This is a genomic window from Microcystis sp. M061S2, from assembly GCF_020245605.1.
Taxonomy (GTDB): domain Bacteria; phylum Cyanobacteriota; class Cyanobacteriia; order Cyanobacteriales; family Microcystaceae; genus Microcystis.
Genome location: NZ_JADBUP010000100.1, coordinates 1 through 22591 on the forward strand (window position 1 = coordinate 1; position 22591 = coordinate 22591).

Here is a 22591-nt window from a genome sequence, read left to right on the forward strand (position 1 = left end):
ATTTTGCTAATAAACATAGCAAAATTATAGATGATTTCCTGACCTAAGATCACATTTTATTCTTTTTTCCACTTCAATCTAAGAATTGAGAAAAAAGCAAAACCTTATATTATACCATAAAAAAATTATGCAAGAGGTCTATTAAACTCCTTACCCCCTTGCTTAAAAGAAATCTGACGCTGAGGGCGATCAAACCGAGTTAACGTCACCCCCTTATAATCTCTGCCATTTTGTAACGTAATATTTGCTAATCGTGGTAAAGCCGCTTCGAGGGTGGGTGCTTGAGCGATACTAGAAACAGTCAAAAATCCCAAAAAAACTAAAGCTATACCAGATATAATTTCTAAACGTCTGACCATAACTCGCCCTACAATGATCATCTATAATAACTTTAATTTTAGCGTTCTTTTTTAGCGTTAGTAGCCCCCTGTGACGACTCCTTCTCCCCCGACGATTCTCCTCAATCTTGCCAGTGCCGCCGGTCTCATTGGTGCGGGATTGTACTATACAGGTTGGGTCTATCGTTGGGCATACTTTGCCTATTACCAACTCGGTATCACCAGCCTCGATTTTCCGGTTGAATCCTTCTTATTACTCCCTCTTCAAGTCTTCTTTGGTACGCCTCAAAGTATTGCTAACACCCTGATTATTGCCCTTCTGATTCCTATACTTTTTCAGCTTTCCACCCTTTGTCTTGCTTTCCTTCACTGGCAATATCAACAGTGGCTCACTAGACTGAAAAATTGGCAACTGAAAAGACAAAACCAACGCAATCGCCGAAAAATACCCTATGCTCCTCGTCCCCGCTTTCAGCGTCAGTTAACCCTTCCTCTCGCTTCGGAACTGATTCTCCTGAGTTGGATTCTCTTACTCATCTTCCATCTTGCCCGGGATCAAGGTTTAAAGGATGCCCGTCGAGATGCGGTGAATCCCACTTCTACTCTCCCCGTTGTCACCCTGATTAGTGCCAAGGAACTGCTCATTTTAGGCAAAGAAGCAGGGGATCTTGACCCCAATCAGCCCCTTTTTGAAGCCCTAACGCCCGAAGATCAGCAGAGTCTCATTGGCGATCCTAATTTAGCCCGCATTATTCAACAGCGCAACCTAACCGATACGGAGCAAGATCGCGTCTGGCGATTATTACTGGAAAGAGGGGGATGGCTGTACCTTTTTCGTGCTTTACCCCAAGATGCCCCCAAAACTGAACATCCCGTACTGCTAGGTGTCGCTAAATCTAGCGTCGGTCGGCAGTTGCTTATTTTAAGCCCTGAACCCGTTAAATCCACTGAATAGTAGAGAACAGTCTCAAGTTATCTACTGGTGGCAATTTCCACTTCGGGTAAGATTTCTAAAGATAAACGAGTTCTGACAGTGCCGGAAAGACGTTTAAGCAGTTGTGGGCGTAAATCGCGCAGAATATAGATTAATTCGTCTCCGGTGCGCCATTCTTCCCTTTCTGTTACTACCTGTAGGGAATTATCGCGACGCAATAGTAGGGGCAGCAGTTCGCCATTTTCAATTAATTTAGTTAATCTGGTTTGTTGTTCGCTCAAATCATTGCCTTTAAAGATAGTTTTACCCAATTTAATCTGATTATCGTCTAAATACTGATTCCATTCCTTGACCGAAAAACTGGGGAGAAAAACCTGATTAACCTTATTTTTATCTGGGTTGGGGGTTCCCGCAAAGGCAGCCAACACCCGGGGAGGATGAAACTCCTCGCCGGCTCTCTGGGCTAAAACCAGATTAACCTCGCTATTATTAGTCAAAACCAGAAAAGTTCCCATGGATTCGATTCCCGCTTGTTGCAGTATTTTTGTATCAAGTGCGCTACTCTGCAGCACCGTCAAACCGTCGGCTGCCGCTTGCTGACAGGCCCCGGCATCCGTATCGATTAAAACCACGTTTTCCCCTTGTTCTTGGAATAAACAACCGATTAAGCGACCTAGGGGATTACAACCGACGATTACTGCCCCTGTTGCCGCATAAGAAGTGATTTTTAGCCCTTTTGCCACCCACCGCGCCGTTAATCCCTGAATAAAAACGGTCATTAAAATTGTTAAAAAGACTAAAGCTTTGATCGCTTCACCGCCATTAATACCGGCACGGGTGAGTAAAATGGCAAATAAAGAAGCTACGGAAGCGGAAACGATTCCCCTAGGGGCAACCCAAGCGATAAATAACTTATGTCGCCAATTTAGATCACTTTTTAGGGTACACAGAGCCACACTCAGGGGACGCACCACCAGCATCAAGACTAACACCGTTAGGACGCTGCCCCAACCCAAAGCGATGACACTGGCGATCGAAAGATCCGCCGCTAGTAAAATAAACAGTACCGACACGCAAAGAGTCGTTAATTGACCCTTAAAACGCCTTAATAACCGCTCATCGGGAACTGCCGCCGCTTTTAGGACGATTCCCGCCATTACCACCGCCATTAACCCCGATTCACTGCGACTAAATTGCGATAAACCAAATAATCCCCAGACTCCCGCTAAAACCACGAGATTCTTTAACTCAAAAGTGAGAAAATTGCAAGTTTTTATAATAAAACTTAACAATCCGCCTCCAGCAATGCCGATCGCCGCCCCGATGCCTAAACGCAGGGTTAAACCGGTGATAATTTCCATGGGGCGGGAATGACTATCAATAATCGTATTTAGCACCACTACGGCTAAAATTGCGCCCACAGGGTCGATTAATACCCCTTCCCCTTCCAAAAGTGTCGCCACCCGTCGATCTACAGCGACTTGCTTTAGCAAAGGCCCGATCACCGTCGGACCAGTTACCACCACTAAAGAAGCGTAAAGAAAAGCGATCGGCCAGGGAAATTCCCCCAACCAGTGGGCCGCCATACCGCCACCGATGAGAGTGATGGAAGTACCGAGGGTGACAAGATTGCGTAAACTGCCAGAAACTCGCCCTAATTCCCGTCCGCTTAGGCTTAAACCGCCTTCAAATAGGATAATCGCCACAGAGAGAGCAACAAGGACTTCTAAGCCAATTCCCAGACTTTGGGGCTGTAGAATTTCCCAACCATCGGACCCCAAAGCAATCCCAAAAATAAGCAGGAAAACAATACTGGGAACTTTCAGGTATTCGGCAATGACTTGGGCTGTAATCCCCGCCACCACAGTGATGACAATTTGCAGAGTAAGGGCGAAAGATGGATCCATGTTTAGCGATCGGTTATCGGCTATCGAGGCGGGGTTATGGTTGGGGTTTAATCATTCTAATTATAGTTTTGATTCCCGCTCTGGCCCGGTCGGGAGGAAATAAGCATAACAAGCTCCAGAAAACGGGTTTCTCAAAGAAACCCGTTTTCTAATGTAATCGCGTAGTGCTATATCATAGACTTATCAAACTTGACAAGTCTTGTTTATGCTTTCAATAGAATACCTAACTGACCAAAACGGACAACCCAAAGCCGTTGTTATTCCGATTGAACTATGGAGACAAGTATTTCCCCAAGAAGATATGTCTTGTGAAGAGTTCACCGAAGCAATAGAAGACTACTGCCTTAACCAAGCAATGGATGAGGCACAGCAGAGTCCACTATTAGATATCGAAGAGGCACTGGCTTATTTGGAGGAATAGATTTACCTTGAAGGTTCAATATCGAAAAAGATTTCTCAAAGATTTGAAGGCATTGAAAAACCAGCCTGTTTATGAGCAAATTTTACAGCTTGCTTTTAGAGATTTACCCAATGCCAAATCATTGCAGGATATTGGTAATGTCAAGCCAATGAAGGGAGCTACCAATCGCTACCGAATACGGCTTGGTGAATATCGATTAGGAATAGCCGTTGTTGATAATAACATTGAGGTAATGCGGCTCCTACACCGACGTGAATTTTATCGCTACTTTCCCTAAATATTCATTAATTTAACTAAAAGTGAGCCATTATGAGTATAGATTCAGCCCTTAAGAATATAGTTGAGAATATGCCCGATGCTCTCAAAACTGAACTTTTACATTATGCCGAATATTTGCTCACTAAGTCTGACCAAACAGAAGAAAATAAACAAGCAGCAAAAGAATCTGTAACTGTTAAAAGAACTTTAGCTGGTTCAATAAAAGGAACTTTCGTTTTACCTTTAGCTAATGACTTTGATGCTCCCTTAGAAGACTTTGAGGACTATAGGTAATGAGGAGTGCTTTAATAGATACTCATGTCTTTATCTGGTTAGCTGAGGATTACCCGATTTTGCCTGTTTCGCTGCGAGATAGTCTTGAAAATACCGATAATGTTTTTGTAAGTATTGCTAGTTTTTGGGAAATATCGATCAAGGTAAAAATTGGTAAACTCTCTCTCTGTTCTGAAATAACTATAACTCAAAAAGATTGGGATTGAATGGCCGTGATTACCACCGTATTGATAATATCGGGAACGGTACAACCGCGACTGAGATCATTGACGGGTTTTTTTAATCCCTGTAGGATTGGACCAATCGCTAAAGCTTTCGTTTCCCGCTGCACGGCTTTATAAGTATTATTACCTGTATTCAGGTCAGGAAAAATAAACACCGTCGCTTGGCCCGCTACCTCTGACCCCGGCATTTTTTGGGCGGCTACTTCCTTATCCACGGCCGCATCGTACTGAATCGGGCCTTCTAGCTTCAAATCGGGGCGTTTTTCCCTAGCGATTTTGGTCGCTTGTCGTACTTTTTCCACGTCTTCTCCCTGGCCTGATTGACCCGAAGAATAGGAAAGCAGGGCGATTCGGGGTTCGATTCCGAATTTTTGGGCGGTTTCGGCAGAAGATAGGGCAATTTCGGCTAATTCCTCGGCGCTGGGGTCGGGATTGACTGCACAATCCCCATAGACCAAGACTCGATCCTCTAGACACATAAAAAAGACCGAGGAGACGATCGCACAATCGGGCTTAGTTTTGATAATCTGGAGTGCAGGCCGAATCGTGTGTTGAGTGGTATGCACCGCCCCCGATACCATACCATCGGCATCGCCTTGATACACCATTAAAGTGCCAAAATAGGAGACATCCTGTGCATAATCCCGGGCCATATCGAGATTCATTCCCTTGGCTTTTCTCGCTTCGTAGAGGGTCTGCACATAGCTTTCAAAATGGGGACTAGCCACGGGGTCAATAATTTGCAGGCGATCAAGATCGAGAGTGATACCATGTTTTTTAATCACCATTGCAATCTCGTCCGGTTGTCCCAAGAGGGTTAAATCGACGATATCCTGTTCGATTAAAACTGTGGCCGCCTGGAGGATGCGCGGTTCGGTTCCTTCGGCCAAAACGATGTGACGTTTTTGCGCTTTGGCCTGTTGTACGAGATTATAGGTGAACATCTTCGGGGTAATCCCCTGGGTCCGCAAAGTGCGAATTTGCGCTTCTAGGCGATCGAGATTGATGTTACTGTGAAAAAGCTGCAGACTGAGGTTAATTTTATCGTAGTCCGTTGAGGTCAGGGTGGTTCGCACATCGTGGATGCGTTCGGCCGTGGTATAGGTATCGGTGGTGACGGAGAGAATCGGTAAGGGATCGGGCAAACCGTCAATTAAACGGGCGATCGAAGGATTGAGGTTATGACCTGCTGTTAAGACTATACCAGCTAATTGGGGATAATTGGCCGATTGGTGGGCCTGTAACATCCCGATAATCACATCGCCGCGATCCCAAGGGGTGATAATTAAGCTATCTTCTTTTAGCCGCTCTAGGGCATTTTGCATCTGCATGGCCACCACCAGAAAGTTACTAGCTAAACTGTCTAATCTCTGCTGTCCGTAGAGAACTTTTGCCTGCAATTGTTGGGCGATTTCTGCTACTCGCGGGCTGCTAAGTTTGGCATTATGGGGAATTACTCCTAGGGCATATTCTTGGGGGGGAAAAATTTTAGTCAGGGTTTTCCGTAATTCCTCTATTTTTTCCTCTTCAGCTTGATTGATAATAATCCCAATCACCGTACAACCTTTATCTTGGTAGGTGTCGCAGGAAATCAGGATCGGACTAAGGGCATCTTCGATACTGCGCTGGTAGGCATTACCTAATATTAAGATGGGATGGCCGAGATTTTTGGCGATTTCTGTATTTAGTTCAAATTCAAAGGCGGAATTTTCTTGCAGATAATCGGAACCTTCACAGAGGATAAAATCATATTTATTTTCTAAGTTTTTAAACTTTTTGATAATTCTTTCAATGATTTCATCAAATTTTTGTTGTACCAATAAATCCTTAACTTCTTCGTAACATAAACCGAAGGCTTCTTCGTAGGTTTGTTCTAATTTAAAATAATTGAGGATTAAGTCAATGTCTTCGTCCCGATGACCTTGGGAACAGTCGAGAACAATTGGCTGGAAAAAAGCAACTTTATTAGTTTTGCGGAGAATTAAGTCAATAATTCCTAAAGCTACTAACGCTTTACCGCTTCCCGTTGCCGTCGTGCTGATATATAAAGAGTTAGTCATGGGTAGAGCAGAATAATAACAAGAGTGGGATTTAATTGGGCTACCCCAACCTTGAGGTGAGCGATTGATCCCCCCTTAATCCCCCCTTGATCCCCCCTTAATAAGGTGGTTTTGATCCCCCCTTAATCCCCCCTTAATAAGGGGGGCAGCGATCAAGTTGTCTATAAGGGCGTGAATTGTTGGCAAATTTTCAGTAAACTATCTTTATTTGTTGGCTAATCCAGCGATTTTTATCACACAGCGATCGCTGTTTAAATATCTACTAGGGAGTGATGGACTATACCTTGTAATCTAGCAGTTATTTTGTCCGATTGCTGTTCACTGGTAACATTTTTTCCATGAACTTGATTTAATTTCCTCAGACTAAAATAAAGACTCCATCCAATCCTATCACTGGCTGTTCAGCTAGGGCTTGATTTTTCACAAAGATTTAAGTAGGTAGGCGTTAAAAGTTGTCAGACACCCCCCTTATCAAGGGGGGCAGGGGGGATCCCCCCGCCTATCGGCACCCCCCTTATCAAGGGGGGATCAAGGGGGGATTAAAGGCAAAATCCATTTTTAATTTAATTATAACCAGCTACTTAAGCTTATCTCCCTCGGATTGCCATTAAATCTTAACTGGAAGCAATTACCCCAGATTGTTGAAACCATTGGCTAATTCCGGCGGCTAAAACTTGCGCTAATTGTTTTTGTGCCTGAGTATCGGTAATCCATTCAAATTCTTGAGGATTACTCATAAATCCTAACTCTAATAACAAAGAAGGACTACTATAGGGACGAGTTAAAGCTAAATTATTCCAAAATACCCCATAGGAAGGACGGTTAAGATTTTTGGTTAAATAATCGTGGAGAAAAACCGATAGATCCGCTGCCTGGGGATGATACCAAAATATGCCGATTCCTTGAGTATTTAAGGCATCTCCATCATCAGGCAAAGCATTATAGTGAACCGATAGTGCTAGGGTTGGTTGTAGATTATTAATCATCTCTACCCGTGCCATTAGGGATAGTTCGATGTCCGTTTCTCTGGTTAAATAAACTGTTGCCCCCAATTTTTCTAACTCCCGTTTAATTAATTTAGACATAAGCAAATTAATCTCTTTTTCCGTGTAACCCGTTGGACCGACAGCACCAGTTTCTTTCCCTCCATGTCCAGGATCTAATAAAATAACTTTGCCCTGTAAATTATCACTTTTTTCTGGGGGATGACGCAGGGTTAAGATTAAATTTGTCCCCTGGTAACGAAGACTATAACCCCACTGTTGTTTTTGGTTCAGATTAAAAGTGTATTCTATCGTAGTCGGGTTGATTTGTCGCCAATCTAAACGTCTAACTAAAGGATTATCCACCAGAAAAATTGTATCGGTTTGGGCAATGGTATTATAAAGGGTCAAAATAAATTTATCATCCTCTTGTCTCACGGCGATGGGTACAGGATGGGAGAGGGGAAAAATAATTTCCGTTGCTTGATTGATACTGCGAGAAGAGAGACCGCGAATATTAGCATTATCTAGGACCTCATTGACTATTAAACGGGTTTCTCGCTCTAAAATCCAACCACCATAATCTAACCGTAACCAATCCCCTTCTTTCCCGGTGACTCTCGCTTTCGTACCTTGGGGTAAAGGAGTTAAACGGGAATAATTACTACCCGGTCCCGTGCGTGCTACCCCTTGGTCCGCTATAATTTCAATCACTGGTAAATTTTGATCGCTAATAATGTTAATTTCTCCTTGACCTTGTTGGCTAATCGAGCGATTATTTAATTGTGCTGTAAAAATAGGTTTTCCTAAGTTAGCCTCTTGCTTAAACTGCTGACAACCTCGATAGTAACCAGTTTTATCCTCGGAATTCGCTTGATTAAGATTAGTTAAAACTGCGGCATTACTAGGCAGTTTTGTAGTTTGAGTTTGGGGTAAAAGAGGTAAGATTTTATCTCCTAACTGCACAGAAACCTGAGCTTGGGGAGTGGCAATCGCACTAAAACAAATCCATTCCCCCACTAACCTCGTCCTATGGACAGAAGGACTGAGAGAGTTATCAGCAAAAGCTAATTCTTGGGGAATAATTGCTTGAGTATCTAGACGAATTATTTGACGATTAATAGTTTGGTTTTGATAGCGAATAGTGAAATTATTTTCGCCAACTTGTAGGGGAAAACTAGGGGCAAAATATCCTTTAGCACTGCGTTGAATCGGTTGATTATTGAGCAAAACTTGACCCGATGGAGGAGCAGAACCAATAAAAAAGATTCTCGATGCCGTGGTTTGATGATTATCGGGAGGATAAACAATCATTAATGAGGCAGATTTAGCGCTGATGCTGTCACAAAAACCAATTAATAGCACTAAAACTAAACCGATTAAGATATTTTGCCCAAAAGTTCTCACCTTTAACCAGAATAGCCCCATATTATCCCCCTCTTAGCTGACAAATATTATCCTAGGACAAATTCTAGAGGTTTGTTGTTCGTCTTCTCAGTTGTACTGCATTTAAACTGAGCAGGAAATTCAGTACAAATGCTCTGACTTCTTCTCCCCTCTCCCTGTTTTTGACCCTCATCCCTTATGATCAATATAGATTAACTTTTGTAAAGGAATCGGAGTTATGGCTTTAACCGTTGGAACAATCGCACCGAACTTTACCACCACCGACGATACTGGAAAAACCGTTTCCCTGTCGGATTTTCAAGGTAAAGTCGTAGTTTTATACTTCTATCCCAAAGATGACACCCCCGGCTGCACCAAGCAAGCGCAAAGCTTCCGGGATAACTACGAACAATACCAAGACAAGGAAATAGTAGTCTTCGGGGTGAGCAGGGATGACCAGGGTTCCCATGCACAATTTAAAGAAAAATACGGTTTACCCTTCCAATTGCTCGTAGATACCGATGGTGCTATCACCAAAGCTTATGATGTCGATGGTGGTGGCTATTCTAAGCGCGTCACCTATATCATCGATGCAGAAGGCAAAATTAGCCATGTGGATGAGAAAGTGAATACCGCTAGTCACGCATCGGATATTCTCTGCGTCGTCGGTTAATTTTTCCTAAAATCTTTTCTGGGTGTGTTAGGGCAGCCTAATACACCCGGTATCTATTTTTTAGTTCACTGATAATCAGTTTTTAATAACCAGATTTAGTCTGATCACCCTGATAAACTTAAACTAACGAAATAGGGCTTGCTGAATAAATGTGAAATGTAGGCGAGGCAAGGGTTTTGGGCTTTTCTTGCGAAACAGGTGCAAGGTTTTGAGTCCTGTAGGGGCGAAGCATTCGGGCGATAACCTATCGCTGAAACCGTAGATTTCCTATCCGAATGCTTCGCCCCTAATTTTTGCCGCAAGCCCTATTTAAGGCCTGCTGATGATCAACTGAATATCAAAAATCGGACTAAAATAATACTATTATCAAATATCTTGGTGGGATTAATCGGCAATCATGGTTAAGTTTAGCAAGTACCTAAAGAGGGTTGGGATTGTTGCTGGAGTGGCTTTTTTGTTGTTGGTTACTCACCGAGCGGCTCCCCGAAAGGCAGTGGAAAATGAGCAGATGAAGGGGGTTTGGTTAACCAATATTGGCACGATATTGTTACATCACACTACGTCCTTAGATGAGGTGTTAAATCATCTTTCGCGATCGGGTTATGACCGGGTGTATTTTAGTGTTTATGGGTTGAGGGGAACGCTTTATCCGACTTCCCAACGTCCGACGAATTGGTTGTTTGTGCCGCCGTTGAGCAATCCCTGGAGGGCAGCGGTTAAGGAGTCTTTACGGCAGGGTTTGAAACCATTTGCTTGGTTTGAGTATGGTTTGATGTTATCCCCTAATGATCCCATTGCCAAAAAGCATCCGGATTGGCTATTAAAAACGCCCGCAGGGAAGACGGTGGTGGAAACCAATGTCTGGTTAGATCCGGCGAATCCGCAGGTGCAAGCCTATCTTTTGGGCAATATGGAAGATATTTTAAAAGAAAAAGATTTGGCGGGGATTCAGTTAGATGATCATTGGGCAGTTCCGCGTGTTTTTGGTAATAAAAGTCAAGCTTTAACGAATTTAACCCGCAAGTTGCACGATCATGTCAAGGCGATTAATCCCAAGTTGGTGGTCAGTCTTTCGCCTAATCCTCACTCTTTTGCGGTGAATAAATATAATCAAAATTGGTTGGCTTGGGTGCGTCAAGGGATTGTGGATGAGGTGGTCCTACAGATCTATCGGAAAACTCCCAATCAGGTGGCGGCAAGTCTTTCGGGATCGGGACTGGCGACAGCTTCCAGGTATGTGCCGGTGGGGGTGGGTTTATATGCGGGTTGGAATCCTGATTTTTCCTTAAAGGGTTTACAAGCTCAGGTGAGGACGGTGGAGCGTCAGGGTTATGGCTATTCGTTATTTTGTTGGGAATTTGTGGTCATGCGTCATCTTTTTAATCATATTCCTCGGTTTTAAGTGAAAAGGCTAGTATAATTAAGGGTGTTCTAAGTAAGTGGTTCTAATTACATAGAAGATAGATTTTGCCTTCGATCTCCCCCTGCTTTCTAGGGTTGATTCATGAATCAACCCTACCCTTAATACTGGGGCTGATTCATTCTCCGAATCTAATTCTTTTTTTTGCTACTCTTAATGGCTTATGAGGTAAGCTAGGGAGTAGGGGAGTACAGGTTTTTGCTCTCATAGTAGATTGATTCATGAATCAATCTACCGTTAGAGGAGCCTCATACACCCAATGTTTATTTTCCAATTCACTGATACACTCGACCGCGCCAACTTTGGGGACGGGTAAAAGCAGAGATAAAAATGCGGATAACTGCCAGCGGATCCGCTAGGGGAGATAGCCAAAATAATCCTGAAGATAGATTGACTTTTTCGCCCCGATAGTAGCTAGGAGAGACAGCCAATAAAAGGGCAAAACGAATCAATAACAGCAGCAGGTTTAAAGTCAAGACAATTTTTAAACTCAGGAAATCGTAGCCAAAAATCAAAGCTGTGAGCAGTAAAGGGGTGATAATTATCGGTAATCCCTGAGTAAGAGCTAATAAAGCTAAATCGCCCCATAATTGCCCCTGATAGGAGGCATCTTTGAGGTCAAGGGATCTGCCCCATTCGCGCCAAGTTTCCTTAAGTCCTTCGTACATCCGCACGCGAATTAACTTCGCCCCATCGAGAAATCCCACCCGATAGCCTTTCGTCGCCGCTAGACGGGCCAGGGTGACATCATCGCAAAAAGAACCTTTTGCCCCGCTATAACCGTCTAAAGCCGCTAAAACTGACCGCCGGCAGAGAAAACATTGACCATTGGCCATGACTCGTTCGGGATCTTGCCCGCGCACTCCGGCCGCATCAAAGCGATAGAGCAAAGTCATCAATAAAGCTGGCTGTAACCACCATTCTCCCGGATAGGAGAGGATAAATTGCGGCGACAGGGAAACTAAATCATAACCTTCTGCGATCGCAGCTTTGACCAAACTGGCGACTAAATTTGCTTGGGGTTGGGTATCGGCATCAATGCCCAAAATCCAGTCACTTTTAGGAGAACTAAACAAAAAACCATTGTGTAACGCCCAGGGACGACCTACCCAATCGGGAGGCAAAGGATAATCGGTTTTCAAGCGAAAGCGGGGGTCTTTTGCCGCTATCTCTTTGACTTTTTCCCGCGTACCATCTTGGGAATTGCTATCGACAATCAGAATTTCTCGCACTTCGTAACTCTGTTGACTCAATCCCCGTAAACAACCGTCAATCCTGGCCACTTCGTTTAACGTCGGCACAATCACGCTTACTGTCCCTAACATCTCCGGGGTGGGAGGTTGGGGAGTCAGGGGAGGACGACGACGCGCCCCTTTTAGCAGACGGGAAAGAAGGATAAAAAAGGCAACAGCCTGAGACAGCAGTAGCCCCAGGCAGAATGCACCGAGAATTATCTCAGTTAACAACTTATTTGGCTCCTCTCACCGAAACAACGGGGATTTTTAGGGTTGTTACTTCGCTGGTTGCCACTGTTTGCCCGGAAGCAACAGCCTTGGCGCGATTATAGAGGAGTATTAAAGGCAGAATACCGGTGAGTAATCCTAAGAAAATCGGCGGATAAATACCAGCACCGATACTCATGACCGTAGCAAAGCCAAAATTACCCAAATACATCACAAAAGGCAGGGTTAAATCTTGACTTGGCAGTTTCACCGGTTGCACTTGCCAAATTAAAGTGGCTACCGTCATAAAAACACAACCCGTGCCAAACCAACCAGCAAAATTTTCATAGGGCATCCCAAAGAAGGCCCCCGGTTGTTCCCAAATCCAGAAGGGGATGGTACTTTGACTCATGGCCGGATCTAGGACAAAATCCCAGGAAGTTAATAATACCGCCCCGATAGCGATCGATCCTAGATTTTGTAGCCACTGGGGTATAGCAAGAGTGGATAAACCAACACGAGCGATGATATAGGCACTAAAACCGAGATAAAACCAAGATAGGGGGATGGTAAAGGGTACTAAACCCGCAATTTTGTAACCTAGGCCCGAAAGATAACGATAATGACCGAAAGGAAAGCCGGTACTGGTTCCTAATAGTTCGCTACAAAGGGATAAACTGATAGCGGGAACCATGAATCCTAACCAGTGCCACACTCCTAGAGTCCGATAGGCATAAACAGCCACCGCTGCCATTCCTAACACCATATACACCACACCCCCCCCAGCCATTGACCAAGCAAAGGCGGTTTTGCCAAAATCCGGTAAATTGGCCACAAATTCGGGATGAGGCAAGACTAGCAACAATCCGGCTAGTCCAAAAGCCATCGATACAATATGACCGATGAGCAGAGCTTTTTCGATCGCAATTAGTCGTCTCATTAAATCTCTAGCACTGCGAAAGGATAATCATTTTCAAGTTTACAAATCTTTATTAAAGAATTATTACGCAGATCGGTCACTTTCGGCAAAAAAGTTTTACAGGTGTTAGGGGTTTCAGTGTAGCATCGGTTTAGGAGTCAGTAGGCAGCAGTCAGTGATCATAATAATCAATTAAATTGTCTATTTAGAGATTTTATGCGACTTTATACTTAGTTTTTTCATTTTTTTCAACCCCCAAAAATTAATTATGCAAGGGGCAAGGACTAAAAATGCCTGAAAATATATATTAACAATCATGCTTTTAGCCCGAAAAAAAGGTTCTTCGGTTTGTGTTATGCAATGGACGGGGGCTATAAGGGATGAAACCCTTATATAGAAAGACATGGCTGCGATTTTTGCCAGTTGTTTTCGATCTAGAACGAGCTAATCAATTAAGTCTCTTGCCAGATAAGGATTTAGTCGATTTATGCCCCCTGCTCGAACCAGACCAAGTAACGAAGAACCAAAACTCTCTCCACCAGACTCACTATAATTCACACAGTAGCCTAGCTATGTCGGCAGAATCTAGACATCGGCGTTTACTTGCCAATCGATACCAACTGGTCGAGTTGATCGGTAGCGGTGCCATGGGACAAGTATATCGAGCAGAAGATAAACTATTAGGTGGCGTAACCGTCGCCGTGAAATTCCTCTCGCAAACTCTCCTCAACAAAAAAATGCGCGAGCGTTTCGAGCGAGAGGCAACTATTTCGGCACTTTTAGGCGAAAAAAGTATTCATATTGTTAAAGTTCGTGATTATGGTGTAGATGAAAAGGAAGTCCCCTTCTACGTCATGGAATTTTTGCAGGGGGAAAGCATAGGAGAAATCATCAAATATCACCCGCTGCCTCTCCCGCGCTTCTTTCATCTCACCCGTCAGATTTGTTTCGGCATCGAATGCGCCCATAAGGGTATTATCTTCCAAGGCGAGATGTGTCCGATTATTCACCGGGACATCAAACCTAGCAATATTATCGTGATTCAGGACTCAGGATTAGGGGAATTGGTGAAAATTCTCGATTTTGGCATCGCTAAACTCATCCAATCGGGAGAATCCCAAACCCAATCGTTTATGGGAACCTTAGCCTATTGTTCCCCAGAACAGATGGAAGGTAAAGAACTCGATCATCGTTCCGATATCTACAGTTTCGGGATCGTGATGTACGAGATGATCACGGGAAAAACGCCCCTTTTTCCCGATAATTCCTCCTTTGGCGGTTGGTATGAGGTTCACCACTACTCTGAACCCCGTCCCTTTAATCCTAGCTTGCAATTACCGCCAGAATTAGAACAGTTAATCCTGCGCTGTTTAGCCAAAGCACCCAGCGATCGACCGCAAAGTGTTACAGATATACTACAACTTCTCGAACGACTCGAACCCCTAGTCAAAAATAATCAACCGAATAAATTGAATCATATCGGTGAAATAGTCAAAAAAATCGACGATTACACCAGCAAAACTAAAACCCTTGATGATTTAGATCGAACCAGTGTTGCTGCTGCTAATGGGAGGGATATCTGTCTCAAGTCCAGTTGGCCCGAGGATAAACCGCGCCAAAAAATTGTCTTCTCACGCTGTATCAAGGCTGCTGACGGCATTTTTGCCAGTTTATGGGTAATGTTGGCTCGAGAAGATATCCCCGTCCGGGTTGCTAGTGTCCGTTATAATCAATTTCTCTTTTTACCCACACCCCACCCGATGATTCTCTGGATTACTGTCCTCTATCATCGTCAACAGGGGCCGCGCTGGTTGCCCTGTTATTTGGACTTAAAAACCCCCCAGGGTCAAAAAATGACCAAAACCCTCGGCGAAACCGGTCAATACTGGATTTTATTTTTCTCCCTCGAAGGCGGCAATATCTGCAAAAATGTGATCACCGCCAATATTCCCGCCAATCAATGCCAAAATTTGCAGCAATGGCTGACCGATAGTCAATTTGCCCAGGTTGGCAGCCCACAAATTAGCAAGCGGATGTTAAAACAGAAACTCGAGCAACTTAAACCCAAAATTCTGGCCAAATTAGCCTCAGAATTACCCCCGCATCCCTAAAAAATTAGGGAGGCATTAACTAGGGTCTGCTGAAAAAGTTTTTCCTAGGGGCAGGGTGTAGGGTGTGGGGTGTGGGGTGTGGGGTTTTACCCATTTTCATCGGGTAAATTACCTAATTTTCAGGGAAAAAGTCCCTGAATTTTCCCCCCGACCACTCCCATATCTGGTACTTTTTGATTGACAAAAAGTCTAAAAGTCTTACCCAACAAGGTTTTTAGATTTATTCAGCTAACCCTATCTACTCACCCAGATTACAGGGGTCGATAGACACGGTAATCAATATTGGGGAAAATATTATCGATTTCCTCGACTTTTTGCAACCAACCAGCATCAATCTTCTCGGATTTCACATCTTCATAGATTTTATTTAACCGCAGCAGGTGGGAACGAGTGCGCCGGACAGCATAGGGAACCATTGTACCGGTTCGCATAATAAAGGCCCAGTCAGAAGATTGCGCTAATAATAACTCCCGGGCCGCCTGATTTAAAGCCCGTTCCTGCAATTCATCCTCCGCTTCGTGATGACTTAATTCAATCATCCGTTCCGTGCCTTTGTGTAGGTGAGGATAGATCCAAGCGTTAGTTTCATTCAGCCAGTATTCATGGAAACCCTTATAACCCCAACTGGATTGGGAAGGACGACAGACCTGCTGAGTCGGGTTAGCCCGGAGATAATCGGCTAAATGGGTCATTTGGTAGATATTTTGGTCATACCAGGACTTACGGAACAGAAAATCAATAAACCAGGGTCCCTCATACCACCAGTGACCGAATAACTCGGCATCGTAGGGAGAAACAACCAGGGGAGGACGGCCCATAATTCCCGCTAAACTCTCCACTTGCCGCTCGCGATTATACATAAAATTGCCCGCGTGTTCGGCGGCTTTTTCTTTGGCCCAGTAAGGGTCATAAAGGCCTTTTTCCGATAAACCACCGTCCCGGCTAGTAATTTTATGGTATTTGATGCCTATATTCTTGCGTTGACCGTTGGGCATGATATAGGGCTTAATATACTCGTATTCCGCTTCCCAGCCCAAATCTTTATAGAATTCCCGATAAACTATATCCCCCGGATAACCGACTTGGGAAGACCAAACCTGTTGAGAAGATTCGTGGTCACGACCGAAAGCGGCCACCCCGGTTTCCGTGAAAATGGGCGCGTAACTGCCGTAACGGGGGCGAGGACGACCGTAGAGAATACCGTGGCCATCGACGAGGAAATAACGAATGCCCGCATCGGCTAACATTCTTTCTACCCCTTCGTAGTAGGCACATTCCGGCAACCAAATGCCCTTGGGACGACGACCGAAATTTTCTTCGTAGTGTTGACAGGCCACCTCAATTTGCGCCCAGACCGCTTGTGGGTACATTTTCATCAGGGGCATATAACCATGAGTCGCACCACAGGTGATAATTTCTAGGTTATTACTGTCGAGGAATTGTTTAAAGGCTTTGACCAGATCTCGATCGTATTTTTCCCAAGTTTGTCGGATACTTTGGAAAGATTCAGCGTAATATTCGGCTAAGTAGCGAATATGGCCATTATGTTGATTATGGTCGATTTCTTTAGCAATTAATTCTTCTAACTTACCTAAGTGTTCTTCATAACGCTCTTGCAGTAACGGATCCCGCAGCATCGACACCAAAGGCGGAGTCATGCTCATGGTCATTTTAAAATCGATACCATCCCGCTTGAGACCTTCAAAAACTTGCAGCAGAGGGATGTAGGTTTCTGTGATTGCTTCGTATAACCATTCTTCTTCGAGGACGTAATCGCTTTCGGGATGGCGGACGAAAGGGAGATGAGCGTGGAGAACTAGGGCAACATAGCCAAAAGCCATAGGATTTCTTCTTAGAATTAAGGAATAAAACTTTAAGATTAGGTTGAGTAGATTTTATACTATCTTAAGCTTCTACAATAAAGAATATGATAAAAGTCGATCGATCGTCGATCGATCTCGTCAATCCCTAGGTTTACTAATTTTCCGATGCTCCCATCTAACGAGCCACTGACTGCTTTAGGGAGAGAGACGACAACGCCTCTCTCGATTCAACTTTTACTATTTGTTGATGACCGTCCCAGTTCTCAAGAAATTATCCGTCAAATTCAGGCCTATCTCCAGTCTTTAAAGTCTGATTACCCGATTGACATACAAATCATCGAAATTCGCCAGCAACCTCATTTAGTCGAACATTTTCGCCTTGTAGCTACCCCCGCCTTGGTCAAAATCGCCCCCGGTCCCCGTCATACCCTCGCGGGCAGTAATCTGGTGGAACAGTTTAAAAAATGGTTGGTACGTTGGCAAAAAGCGATTAAAGAGGAGATTAAAAATGATCACGCTGAGGATGGACAACTTCAAGAGGTGGAACATTCGGGCGAACTCATCCGCATCGCCGATGAGGTTTTTCGTCTCAAACAGGAAAAGGAAGAATTATTAGAACAATTGAAATTTAAAGACCAAATTTTGGCTATGTTAGCCCACGATTTACGCAGTCCTCTCACCGCCGCTTCCATCGCCGTGGAAACCCTAGAATTAGCCTATCATCAACCGGATACTGAGCGCAGTCTGCAATTACGAGAACAACTGCACCAACAGGCCCGCAAACAGTTCCGGATTATGAACCGTTTGATCACGGATATTCTGCAAGCTTCTAAGAGCATGGCGGCGCAATTCACTCTCCAACAGAGTAAATTTTATCTCCAAGCCCTCTGTCAGGAAATTTTGTCTCAATTTACCGATATTTTTCAGGAAAAGACTTTAATTCTCCAAAGCGATATCCCCCAAGATCTGCCCCCCGTCTATGCTGATGAGGAGTTAATCCGACAGGTGATTATTAATCTCTTGGAGAATGGCATCAAATATACCCCCGCCGGCGGCGCAATTACCCTTTCTGTCCTCCATCGTACTACTCAAAAAGTACAAGTGAGCATCAGTGATACCGGCCCCGGCATCCCCGAAGAAAAACAAGAGCATATTTTTGAGGGTCATGTGCGTCTCAAACGGGATGAGGGTAAAGAAGGTTATGGCATCGGTTTATCGGTCTGTCGTAAGATTATTCGCGCCCACTACGGTCAAATTTGGGTAGATAGTGTCCCCGACCACGGCAGTAGTTTTCACTTCACCCTGCCAGTTTATCGCTAAAATGCTCGGCTAACCAATGATCAATGTCCCCTAAAACTAAGTCGGGGATTTCCCAGGGGAACAGATGGGCCGTATCTGGGTAACATTTCCACTGACACAGTTTCAGTTTTTCGGCTGTTTCTTGGCTCGAGGCACTGGTAATATGGCGATCATTTGCCCCCGCCAGAACCAAGCAGGGAATTGTAATTTTGTCAAGAGATTTTAAACAATTGTAACCTTTTTTTAAAGCCCGATTTAAAGCGCGATCGGCAAATGGAGAAGTTTGTAAGTAGGCGGGAACAGCATCTTGAGCGAGATATTGATAGGATATCGCTTGATGTTGTGAAAAAAGGTACTGAAACAGGGAACGACGGGCAAAAGTATTAATATTCCAACGCCATCCCGGTTTGATCTGATTGAGAATTGCCGCCATCCCCGTCAAAATCAGAGCCGTGGTGGTGATAGGAGGATGACTACCCCAAGGCCGCGCGGCCGAGGCCACTAGAATTAAACCAGGAAAGCGATCGGGATGCCGCAATACTAATTCCAGTGCGATTATACCCCCCAAAGACCAACCGAGAATTAAACATTGCGGGATTTTTTGGCGATCGAGCAGCTCGATTAAATCCTCTAGATGTTCTTCTAGCTGAAAATCCAGGCGATAACGACTTTTACCGTAGCCGCGCAGATCCGGGGCCAGGGTTTGCCAGCGTTGGCAAAAATGATCGGTAAATACAAACATACTCGCTGCCGAACCGGGATGACCGTGCAGACAGAGGATCGGATAGCCATTACCTTTGATGTTAACGTTGAGAGCGATCGACATTGAGCAGTTATCAGTTATCAGTTATCAGTTATCAGATTTGAGTTTTAAGTGAGCAGTATGTATTAAGCGAGCCGTATTAAATAGGGTTTGCTGAATAAATCTAAAAACCTTGTTGGGTAAGACTTTTAGACTTTTTTCCCCTCAAAAAGTGCCAGCACTTGGAGTGGTCGGGGGGAAAATTCAGGTACTTTTTCCGCGAAAATTAGGTAATTGACGCTCTGAAAACGGGTAAAACCCTACACCCTACACCCCACACCCCACACCCTACCCCCACGAAAAACTTTTTGCCGCAAACCCTAAATAGCAGTTTCCTACTGTCTTTTCACTGTTCACTGTTTACTGTTTACTGATCAGTGATTATTGACTGGGATATATGAGCGATCGAGTCTCTGGTAAGTCATACTAGAGAATGGGAGAGAGTTGGTCGAGAGGTTGCGGGATCATTTTATCAATGATTCCGAGGAAAGTCCGAACTCCCGAAAGACCACACTTGCTGGATAACGTCCAGTGCGCGCGAGCGTGAGGATAGTGCCACAGAAAAATACCGCCCCCTTTTTCAGTGATTATTAAACAGTAATCAGTAACGAAAGTAAATTCACTGATAACTTTCCACTGATAACTGATAACTGATAACTGATTGGGGGTAAGGGTGCAAAGGTGCGGTAAGAGCGCACCAGCAGTATCGAGAGGTACTGGCTCGGTAAACCCCGGTGGGGAGCAAGGTGGAGGGACAAAGGTTGGTCTTTTTCCTGTCCCGTTTTTAGGAACCGCTTGAGGTAATTGGTAACAATTATCCCAGATAGATAACCTCTATTTCAACAAAGGTAAAAGCAATTTTACTGCTGTTGGGAAATACAGAATTCGGCTTATGTCTGACTCTCTCCTTTATCAGTTATCAGTTATCAGTGATCAGTTATCAGTTATCAGTTTACTGATCATTGAAAAAAATCTCCCCACTTCATAATTCATAATTCATAATTCCCGCTCCCATGTCCTTAAGTGATCCGCGTCGCCAAAAACAATTAAAAACCCTAGTGGAAAAGCTGGGTTTATCAGCTGATGTCCCCGTCAGGTGGGATTTATTAGATTTAGCTCTAACTCATCCCAGTGTTTCCCGTGATCAGAATTATGAACAATTGGAATTTGTGGGCGATTCTGTGGTAAGACTGGTGGCGGCGGAGGTATTGTTAGAAACCTATCCAGAGGAGCTAGTGGGAGAATTTGCCGCGCTGCGATCGATGATGGTTAGCGATCGCACTCTGGCGGAATTTGCGGATCGCTACGGTTTCGAGCGTTATTTGTTGGTATCAAGTAGTACGAGTATTGATCGGGCGGGGCGAATTTCTCGACTAGCAGACGCTTTTGAGGCGGTCTTGGGAGCATTATATCTTAGTACACAGACTATGGTGTTAGTGCGTTCTTGGCTAGATGAACCACTAAGGGAAAAAGCGGCCGAAATTCGTCGAGATCCGGCCCGACAGAATTATAAGGATGCCTTGCAGGAGTGGACACAAGCAACATATAAAAAACTGCCGCAATATTTAGTAAAAGAAATCAATGGCTTAGATCAAGAACGTTTTTGTGCGGAAGTGTGGTTAAATGAGCAGAAATTAGGAGTGGGAACTGGCAGAAGCAAAAAAGCAGCGGAACAGGCAGCGGCTAAATCAGCTTTTCTAGAAGTGGTTAAAGGCTAAATGAAGATATTTTTGCCTAACGGACGAATTGCCAGAGGCGAATTTTAAAATCATAATTACCACTAGCCAAATACTGCCCATCGGGACTAAAAGCCAGGGATTCCACCCAGTCGGAATTATTATCAAACCAGGCTAACTGTTTACCCGTGGTCACATCCCATAAACGCACACCGTCATTACTGGCACTAGCGAGAATTTGTCCGTTAGGATGGAGTGCCAGGGAACGAATTCGGGCTGTATGACCGATGAGGGTAAATAATAACTGATTATTGCTCGTATCCCAGATTTTAATCGTGCGGTCTAAACTACCCGTAATTAAATTTTTGCCGTCGGGAGTGTATAAAAGCTTGCTAACCGCTTGGGGATGGGCGGAAAATTTCGACAAAAATTTGCCCTCGCGGATGTCCCAAAAATTTACCTCACCGTTTTCATGACCACTGGCAAGGGTGACACCATCGGATTTCATGCCTAGGGAATAAACAAAATTACCCACCCAATTTAAACGATAGAGGGGACGGCGGGGAGGTTGCACTGTCCAGAGGCGAATTCCTTCCAAACCACCACTAATTAACGTTTTACCATCGGGAGTAACTGTAAGGGCGAGGACAGTATTACCGTGTTCGAGGGCAATTCCTAAATACTTGCCTTCCACCAGATTCCAAAAATTAATCGAACCATCTAAACCGCTACTAACTAATAATCTTTCGTTGGGACTAATGGCTAAAGCTTTGACGCTGGTTCTTTGGGCGCGAGTTTGGGAGACTTTTTGCCCTGTTTTTACCGACCAAATTCTCAGGAGAGGATCCGTATCACTACCACCAGCGAGAACCAATTGGTTATCGGGGCTGAAAATCACAGCATTAGGGGTGGATTGTTGCCCCTCTAAGGTTTTAGCGAGGGTAAGTCTGCCTAAACCCTCTACTAGGATAGTTTCTGGGGTTTTTTCGCCACTTGCAGCTGCGGGTTTAGGGGGAGCAATAGGACTTTGGGCCTGACTAAGCTGATGTTGCCCGATTGTCAGCGTGGTTAGGACACTGACCACAATTGCCCCGACAAGTTTCTCCGCACCCGTAAATCGGAATTTCATAAATTTAGTTGAATATTAACAAATGAACGGTGCTATAGATTCTAGCCTTTGAGGGGATTGATTGCCAAGCAAGGTGAAATTTTTGAACTAAGAAGGTCGATTTTTTTCGTTTTTCAGGGTTGGTAAAGCTACTTGACCCGATTGGGGCGGTAAATAGTATCTTGCTGCTTCTTCTTGCTTGATTTGCTTGCTTTTTTGGCTCTGTTGCCACCTGGCGAAGATAGCGATCGCCATAATCGTTGCCCCTAAAGATAGCAGTGTCCATCTTTGTCCTAGAACCCCGATGATGACATCTACTGCCGCTGCGGTAAAGATAAAGCTAGTTATTGGTTCTTGACGGTAAGCTTTCTTGAGAAAACGCGGCCAGAGGAGATTACTCATTTTATCTATTATTTTTACGGTTTCGATAATTCCAGCTTATCCTATCACCCTGAAAAATGTTGTTGATCGGGTGATGGGGGTTTTTCAGTAATCAGTAATCAGTGAACAGTA

General features: G+C 44.3%; 20 protein-coding genes and 1 other RNA gene. 11 read left to right on the forward strand and 10 right to left on the reverse strand.

The window, feature by feature from the left end; all coding sequences use genetic code 11:
* Nucleotides 1-125 precede the first annotated feature (125 nt).
* Nucleotides 126-380, reverse strand: coding sequence for a hypothetical protein (locus IM475_RS17125; RefSeq protein ID WP_287728433.1), 255 nt, complete (start codon nucleotides 378-380; stop codon nucleotides 126-128).
* A gap of 49 nt (nucleotides 381-429) precedes the next feature.
* On the opposite strand from IM475_RS17125, the gene IM475_RS17130 reads away from it, so the two are divergent.
* Nucleotides 430-1293, forward strand: a complete 864-nt coding sequence (locus IM475_RS17130; protein WP_149979160.1) for a hypothetical protein — start codon at nucleotides 430-432, stop codon at nucleotides 1291-1293.
* A gap of 17 nt (nucleotides 1294-1310) precedes the next feature.
* Here IM475_RS17130 and IM475_RS17135 read toward each other — a convergent pair whose 3' ends face one another.
* Complete coding sequence (locus tag IM475_RS17135; protein WP_287728437.1) at nucleotides 1311-3179, reverse strand: cation:proton antiporter; 1869 nt, start codon at nucleotides 3177-3179, stop codon at nucleotides 1311-1313.
* 205 nt (nucleotides 3180-3384) lie between these two features.
* Between IM475_RS17135 and IM475_RS17140 the strand changes: the two genes are divergently transcribed.
* From IM475_RS17140 to IM475_RS17155, 4 genes are read left to right on the forward strand one after another with little or no spacing between them, the layout of a single operon-like run.
* Nucleotides 3385-3600, forward strand: coding sequence for a RelB antitoxin-like protein (locus IM475_RS17140; RefSeq protein ID WP_002801839.1), 216 nt, complete (start codon nucleotides 3385-3387; stop codon nucleotides 3598-3600).
* A 7-nt stretch (nucleotides 3601-3607) separates the two neighbouring features.
* Nucleotides 3608-3877, forward strand: coding sequence for a type II toxin-antitoxin system RelE family toxin (locus tag IM475_RS17145; protein WP_002792733.1), 270 nt, complete (start codon nucleotides 3608-3610; stop codon nucleotides 3875-3877).
* A 32-nt stretch (nucleotides 3878-3909) separates the two neighbouring features.
* On the forward strand, nucleotides 3910-4152 hold the full coding sequence (gene vapB / locus IM475_RS17150) for a type II toxin-antitoxin system VapB family antitoxin (protein WP_002792732.1): 243 nt from the start codon (nucleotides 3910-3912) through the stop codon (nucleotides 4150-4152).
* Nucleotides 4152-4358 carry a PIN domain-containing protein gene (locus IM475_RS17155; protein WP_287658129.1) on the forward strand — a complete coding sequence of 69 codons (207 nt, stop codon included), beginning with the start codon at nucleotides 4152-4154 and terminating at the stop codon, nucleotides 4356-4358. The genes vapB and IM475_RS17155 overlap by 1 nt, the downstream gene beginning before the upstream one ends.
* On the opposite strand, the gene pta is transcribed toward IM475_RS17155, so the two are convergent.
* Entirely contained in the window at nucleotides 4340-6436 is a 2097-nt protein-coding gene (pta, locus tag IM475_RS17160) for a phosphate acetyltransferase (protein WP_287728438.1), read from the reverse strand. The two genes, IM475_RS17155 and pta, sit on opposite strands and share 19 nt — an antisense overlap.
* 614 nt (nucleotides 6437-7050) lie before the next feature.
* Nucleotides 7051-8847, reverse strand: a complete 1797-nt coding sequence (locus tag IM475_RS17165; RefSeq protein WP_287728440.1) for an N-acetylmuramoyl-L-alanine amidase family protein — start codon at nucleotides 8845-8847, stop codon at nucleotides 7051-7053.
* Nucleotides 8848-9043: 196 nt separating this feature from the next.
* Between IM475_RS17165 and IM475_RS17170 the strand changes: the two genes are divergently transcribed.
* Nucleotides 9044-9478 carry a peroxiredoxin gene (locus IM475_RS17170; protein WP_004162983.1) on the forward strand — a complete coding sequence of 145 codons (435 nt, stop codon included), beginning with the start codon at nucleotides 9044-9046 and terminating at the stop codon, nucleotides 9476-9478.
* A 397-nt stretch (nucleotides 9479-9875) separates the two neighbouring features.
* Nucleotides 9876-10880 carry a glycoside hydrolase family 10-like protein gene (locus IM475_RS17175; protein ID WP_287728443.1) on the forward strand — a complete coding sequence of 335 codons (1005 nt, stop codon included), beginning with the start codon at nucleotides 9876-9878 and terminating at the stop codon, nucleotides 10878-10880.
* 293 nt (nucleotides 10881-11173) lie between these two features.
* On the opposite strand, the gene cruG is transcribed toward IM475_RS17175, so the two are convergent.
* Nucleotides 11174-12364 carry a 2'-O-glycosyltransferase CruG gene (cruG, locus tag IM475_RS17180; protein WP_287728445.1) on the reverse strand — a complete coding sequence of 397 codons (1191 nt, stop codon included), beginning with the start codon at nucleotides 12362-12364 and terminating at the stop codon, nucleotides 11174-11176.
* A 1-nt stretch (nucleotide 12365) separates the two neighbouring features.
* Nucleotides 12366-13280 (reverse strand): gamma-carotene 1'-hydroxylase CruF, encoded by a 915-nt coding sequence (cruF, locus tag IM475_RS17185; protein WP_287728447.1) that lies wholly within the window; start codon nucleotides 13278-13280, stop codon nucleotides 12366-12368.
* A 551-nt stretch (nucleotides 13281-13831) separates the two neighbouring features.
* Between cruF and IM475_RS17190 the strand changes: the two genes are divergently transcribed.
* Complete coding sequence (locus tag IM475_RS17190; protein ID WP_287728465.1) at nucleotides 13832-15370, forward strand: serine/threonine-protein kinase; 1539 nt, start codon at nucleotides 13832-13834, stop codon at nucleotides 15368-15370.
* A gap of 251 nt (nucleotides 15371-15621) precedes the next feature.
* On the opposite strand, the gene IM475_RS17195 is transcribed toward IM475_RS17190, so the two are convergent.
* Nucleotides 15622-17211 (reverse strand): glycoside hydrolase family 57 protein, encoded by a 1590-nt coding sequence (locus IM475_RS17195; RefSeq protein WP_149987662.1) that lies wholly within the window; start codon nucleotides 17209-17211, stop codon nucleotides 15622-15624.
* A gap of 147 nt (nucleotides 17212-17358) precedes the next feature.
* Here IM475_RS17195 and IM475_RS17200 point away from each other — a divergent pair, with 147 nt between their 5' ends.
* Nucleotides 17359-18513, forward strand: coding sequence for a histidine kinase (locus IM475_RS17200; RefSeq protein ID WP_287728448.1), 1155 nt, complete (start codon nucleotides 17359-17361; stop codon nucleotides 18511-18513).
* Here the strand turns inward: IM475_RS17200 and IM475_RS17205 are convergent.
* A complete protein-coding gene (locus IM475_RS17205) occupies nucleotides 18491-19318 on the reverse strand; it encodes an alpha/beta fold hydrolase (protein WP_287728451.1) in 828 nt (275 codons plus the stop codon). The two genes, IM475_RS17200 and IM475_RS17205, sit on opposite strands and share 23 nt — an antisense overlap.
* Before the next feature lie 416 nt (nucleotides 19319-19734).
* Between IM475_RS17205 and rnpB the strand changes: the two genes are divergently transcribed.
* An RNA gene (gene rnpB, locus IM475_RS17210) (RNase P RNA component class A) lies at nucleotides 19735-20202 on the forward strand.
* Nucleotides 20203-20307: 105 nt separating this feature from the next.
* The gene (rnc, locus tag IM475_RS17215; RefSeq protein ID WP_287658139.1) at nucleotides 20308-21012 is read left to right on the forward strand and encodes a ribonuclease III; all 705 of its coding nucleotides are present in this window, start codon (nucleotides 20308-20310) and stop codon (nucleotides 21010-21012) included.
* Nucleotides 21013-21028: 16 nt separating this feature from the next.
* On the opposite strand, the gene IM475_RS17220 is transcribed toward rnc, so the two are convergent.
* Nucleotides 21029-22099, reverse strand: coding sequence for a WD40 repeat domain-containing protein (locus IM475_RS17220; protein WP_287728453.1), 1071 nt, complete (start codon nucleotides 22097-22099; stop codon nucleotides 21029-21031).
* Between the two features lie 87 nt (nucleotides 22100-22186).
* Nucleotides 22187-22480, reverse strand: coding sequence for a hypothetical protein (locus IM475_RS17225; RefSeq protein WP_287658141.1), 294 nt, complete (start codon nucleotides 22478-22480; stop codon nucleotides 22187-22189).
* Nucleotides 22481-22591: the final 111 nt, after the last annotated feature.

What these genes read in the sequence shown, in the direction of transcription:
- IM475_RS17200 (WP_287728448.1), top strand. Translation starts at nt 17,359, where the DNA reads ATGCTCCCATCTAACGAGCCACTGACTGCTTTAGGGAGAGAGACGACA.
- pta (WP_287728438.1), bottom strand. Translation starts at nt 6,436, where the DNA reads ATGACTAACTCTTTATATATCAGCACGACGGCAACGGGAAGCGGTAAA.
- IM475_RS17190 (WP_287728465.1), top strand. Translation starts at nt 13,832, where the DNA reads ATGTCGGCAGAATCTAGACATCGGCGTTTACTTGCCAATCGATACCAA.
- IM475_RS17195 (WP_149987662.1), bottom strand. Translation starts at nt 17,211, where the DNA reads ATGGCTTTTGGCTATGTTGCCCTAGTTCTCCACGCTCATCTCCCTTTC.
- IM475_RS17175 (WP_287728443.1), top strand. Translation starts at nt 9,876, where the DNA reads ATGGTTAAGTTTAGCAAGTACCTAAAGAGGGTTGGGATTGTTGCTGGA.
- IM475_RS17155 (WP_287658129.1), top strand. Translation starts at nt 4,152, where the DNA reads ATGAGGAGTGCTTTAATAGATACTCATGTCTTTATCTGGTTAGCTGAG.
- IM475_RS17205 (WP_287728451.1), bottom strand. Translation starts at nt 19,318, where the DNA reads ATGTCGATCGCTCTCAACGTTAACATCAAAGGTAATGGCTATCCGATC.
- IM475_RS17135 (WP_287728437.1), bottom strand. Translation starts at nt 3,179, where the DNA reads ATGGATCCATCTTTCGCCCTTACTCTGCAAATTGTCATCACTGTGGTG.
- vapB (WP_002792732.1), top strand. Translation starts at nt 3,910, where the DNA reads ATGAGTATAGATTCAGCCCTTAAGAATATAGTTGAGAATATGCCCGAT.
- IM475_RS17225 (WP_287658141.1), bottom strand. Translation starts at nt 22,480, where the DNA reads ATGAGTAATCTCCTCTGGCCGCGTTTTCTCAAGAAAGCTTACCGTCAA.
- cruF (WP_287728447.1), bottom strand. Translation starts at nt 13,280, where the DNA reads ATGAGACGACTAATTGCGATCGAAAAAGCTCTGCTCATCGGTCATATT.
- IM475_RS17140 (WP_002801839.1), top strand. Translation starts at nt 3,385, where the DNA reads ATGCTTTCAATAGAATACCTAACTGACCAAAACGGACAACCCAAAGCC.
- IM475_RS17220 (WP_287728453.1), bottom strand. Translation starts at nt 22,099, where the DNA reads ATGAAATTCCGATTTACGGGTGCGGAGAAACTTGTCGGGGCAATTGTG.
- IM475_RS17125 (WP_287728433.1), bottom strand. Translation starts at nt 380, where the DNA reads ATGATCATTGTAGGGCGAGTTATGGTCAGACGTTTAGAAATTATATCT.
- IM475_RS17170 (WP_004162983.1), top strand. Translation starts at nt 9,044, where the DNA reads ATGGCTTTAACCGTTGGAACAATCGCACCGAACTTTACCACCACCGAC.
- rnc (WP_287658139.1), top strand. Translation starts at nt 20,308, where the DNA reads ATGTCCTTAAGTGATCCGCGTCGCCAAAAACAATTAAAAACCCTAGTG.
- IM475_RS17165 (WP_287728440.1), bottom strand. Translation starts at nt 8,847, where the DNA reads ATGGGGCTATTCTGGTTAAAGGTGAGAACTTTTGGGCAAAATATCTTA.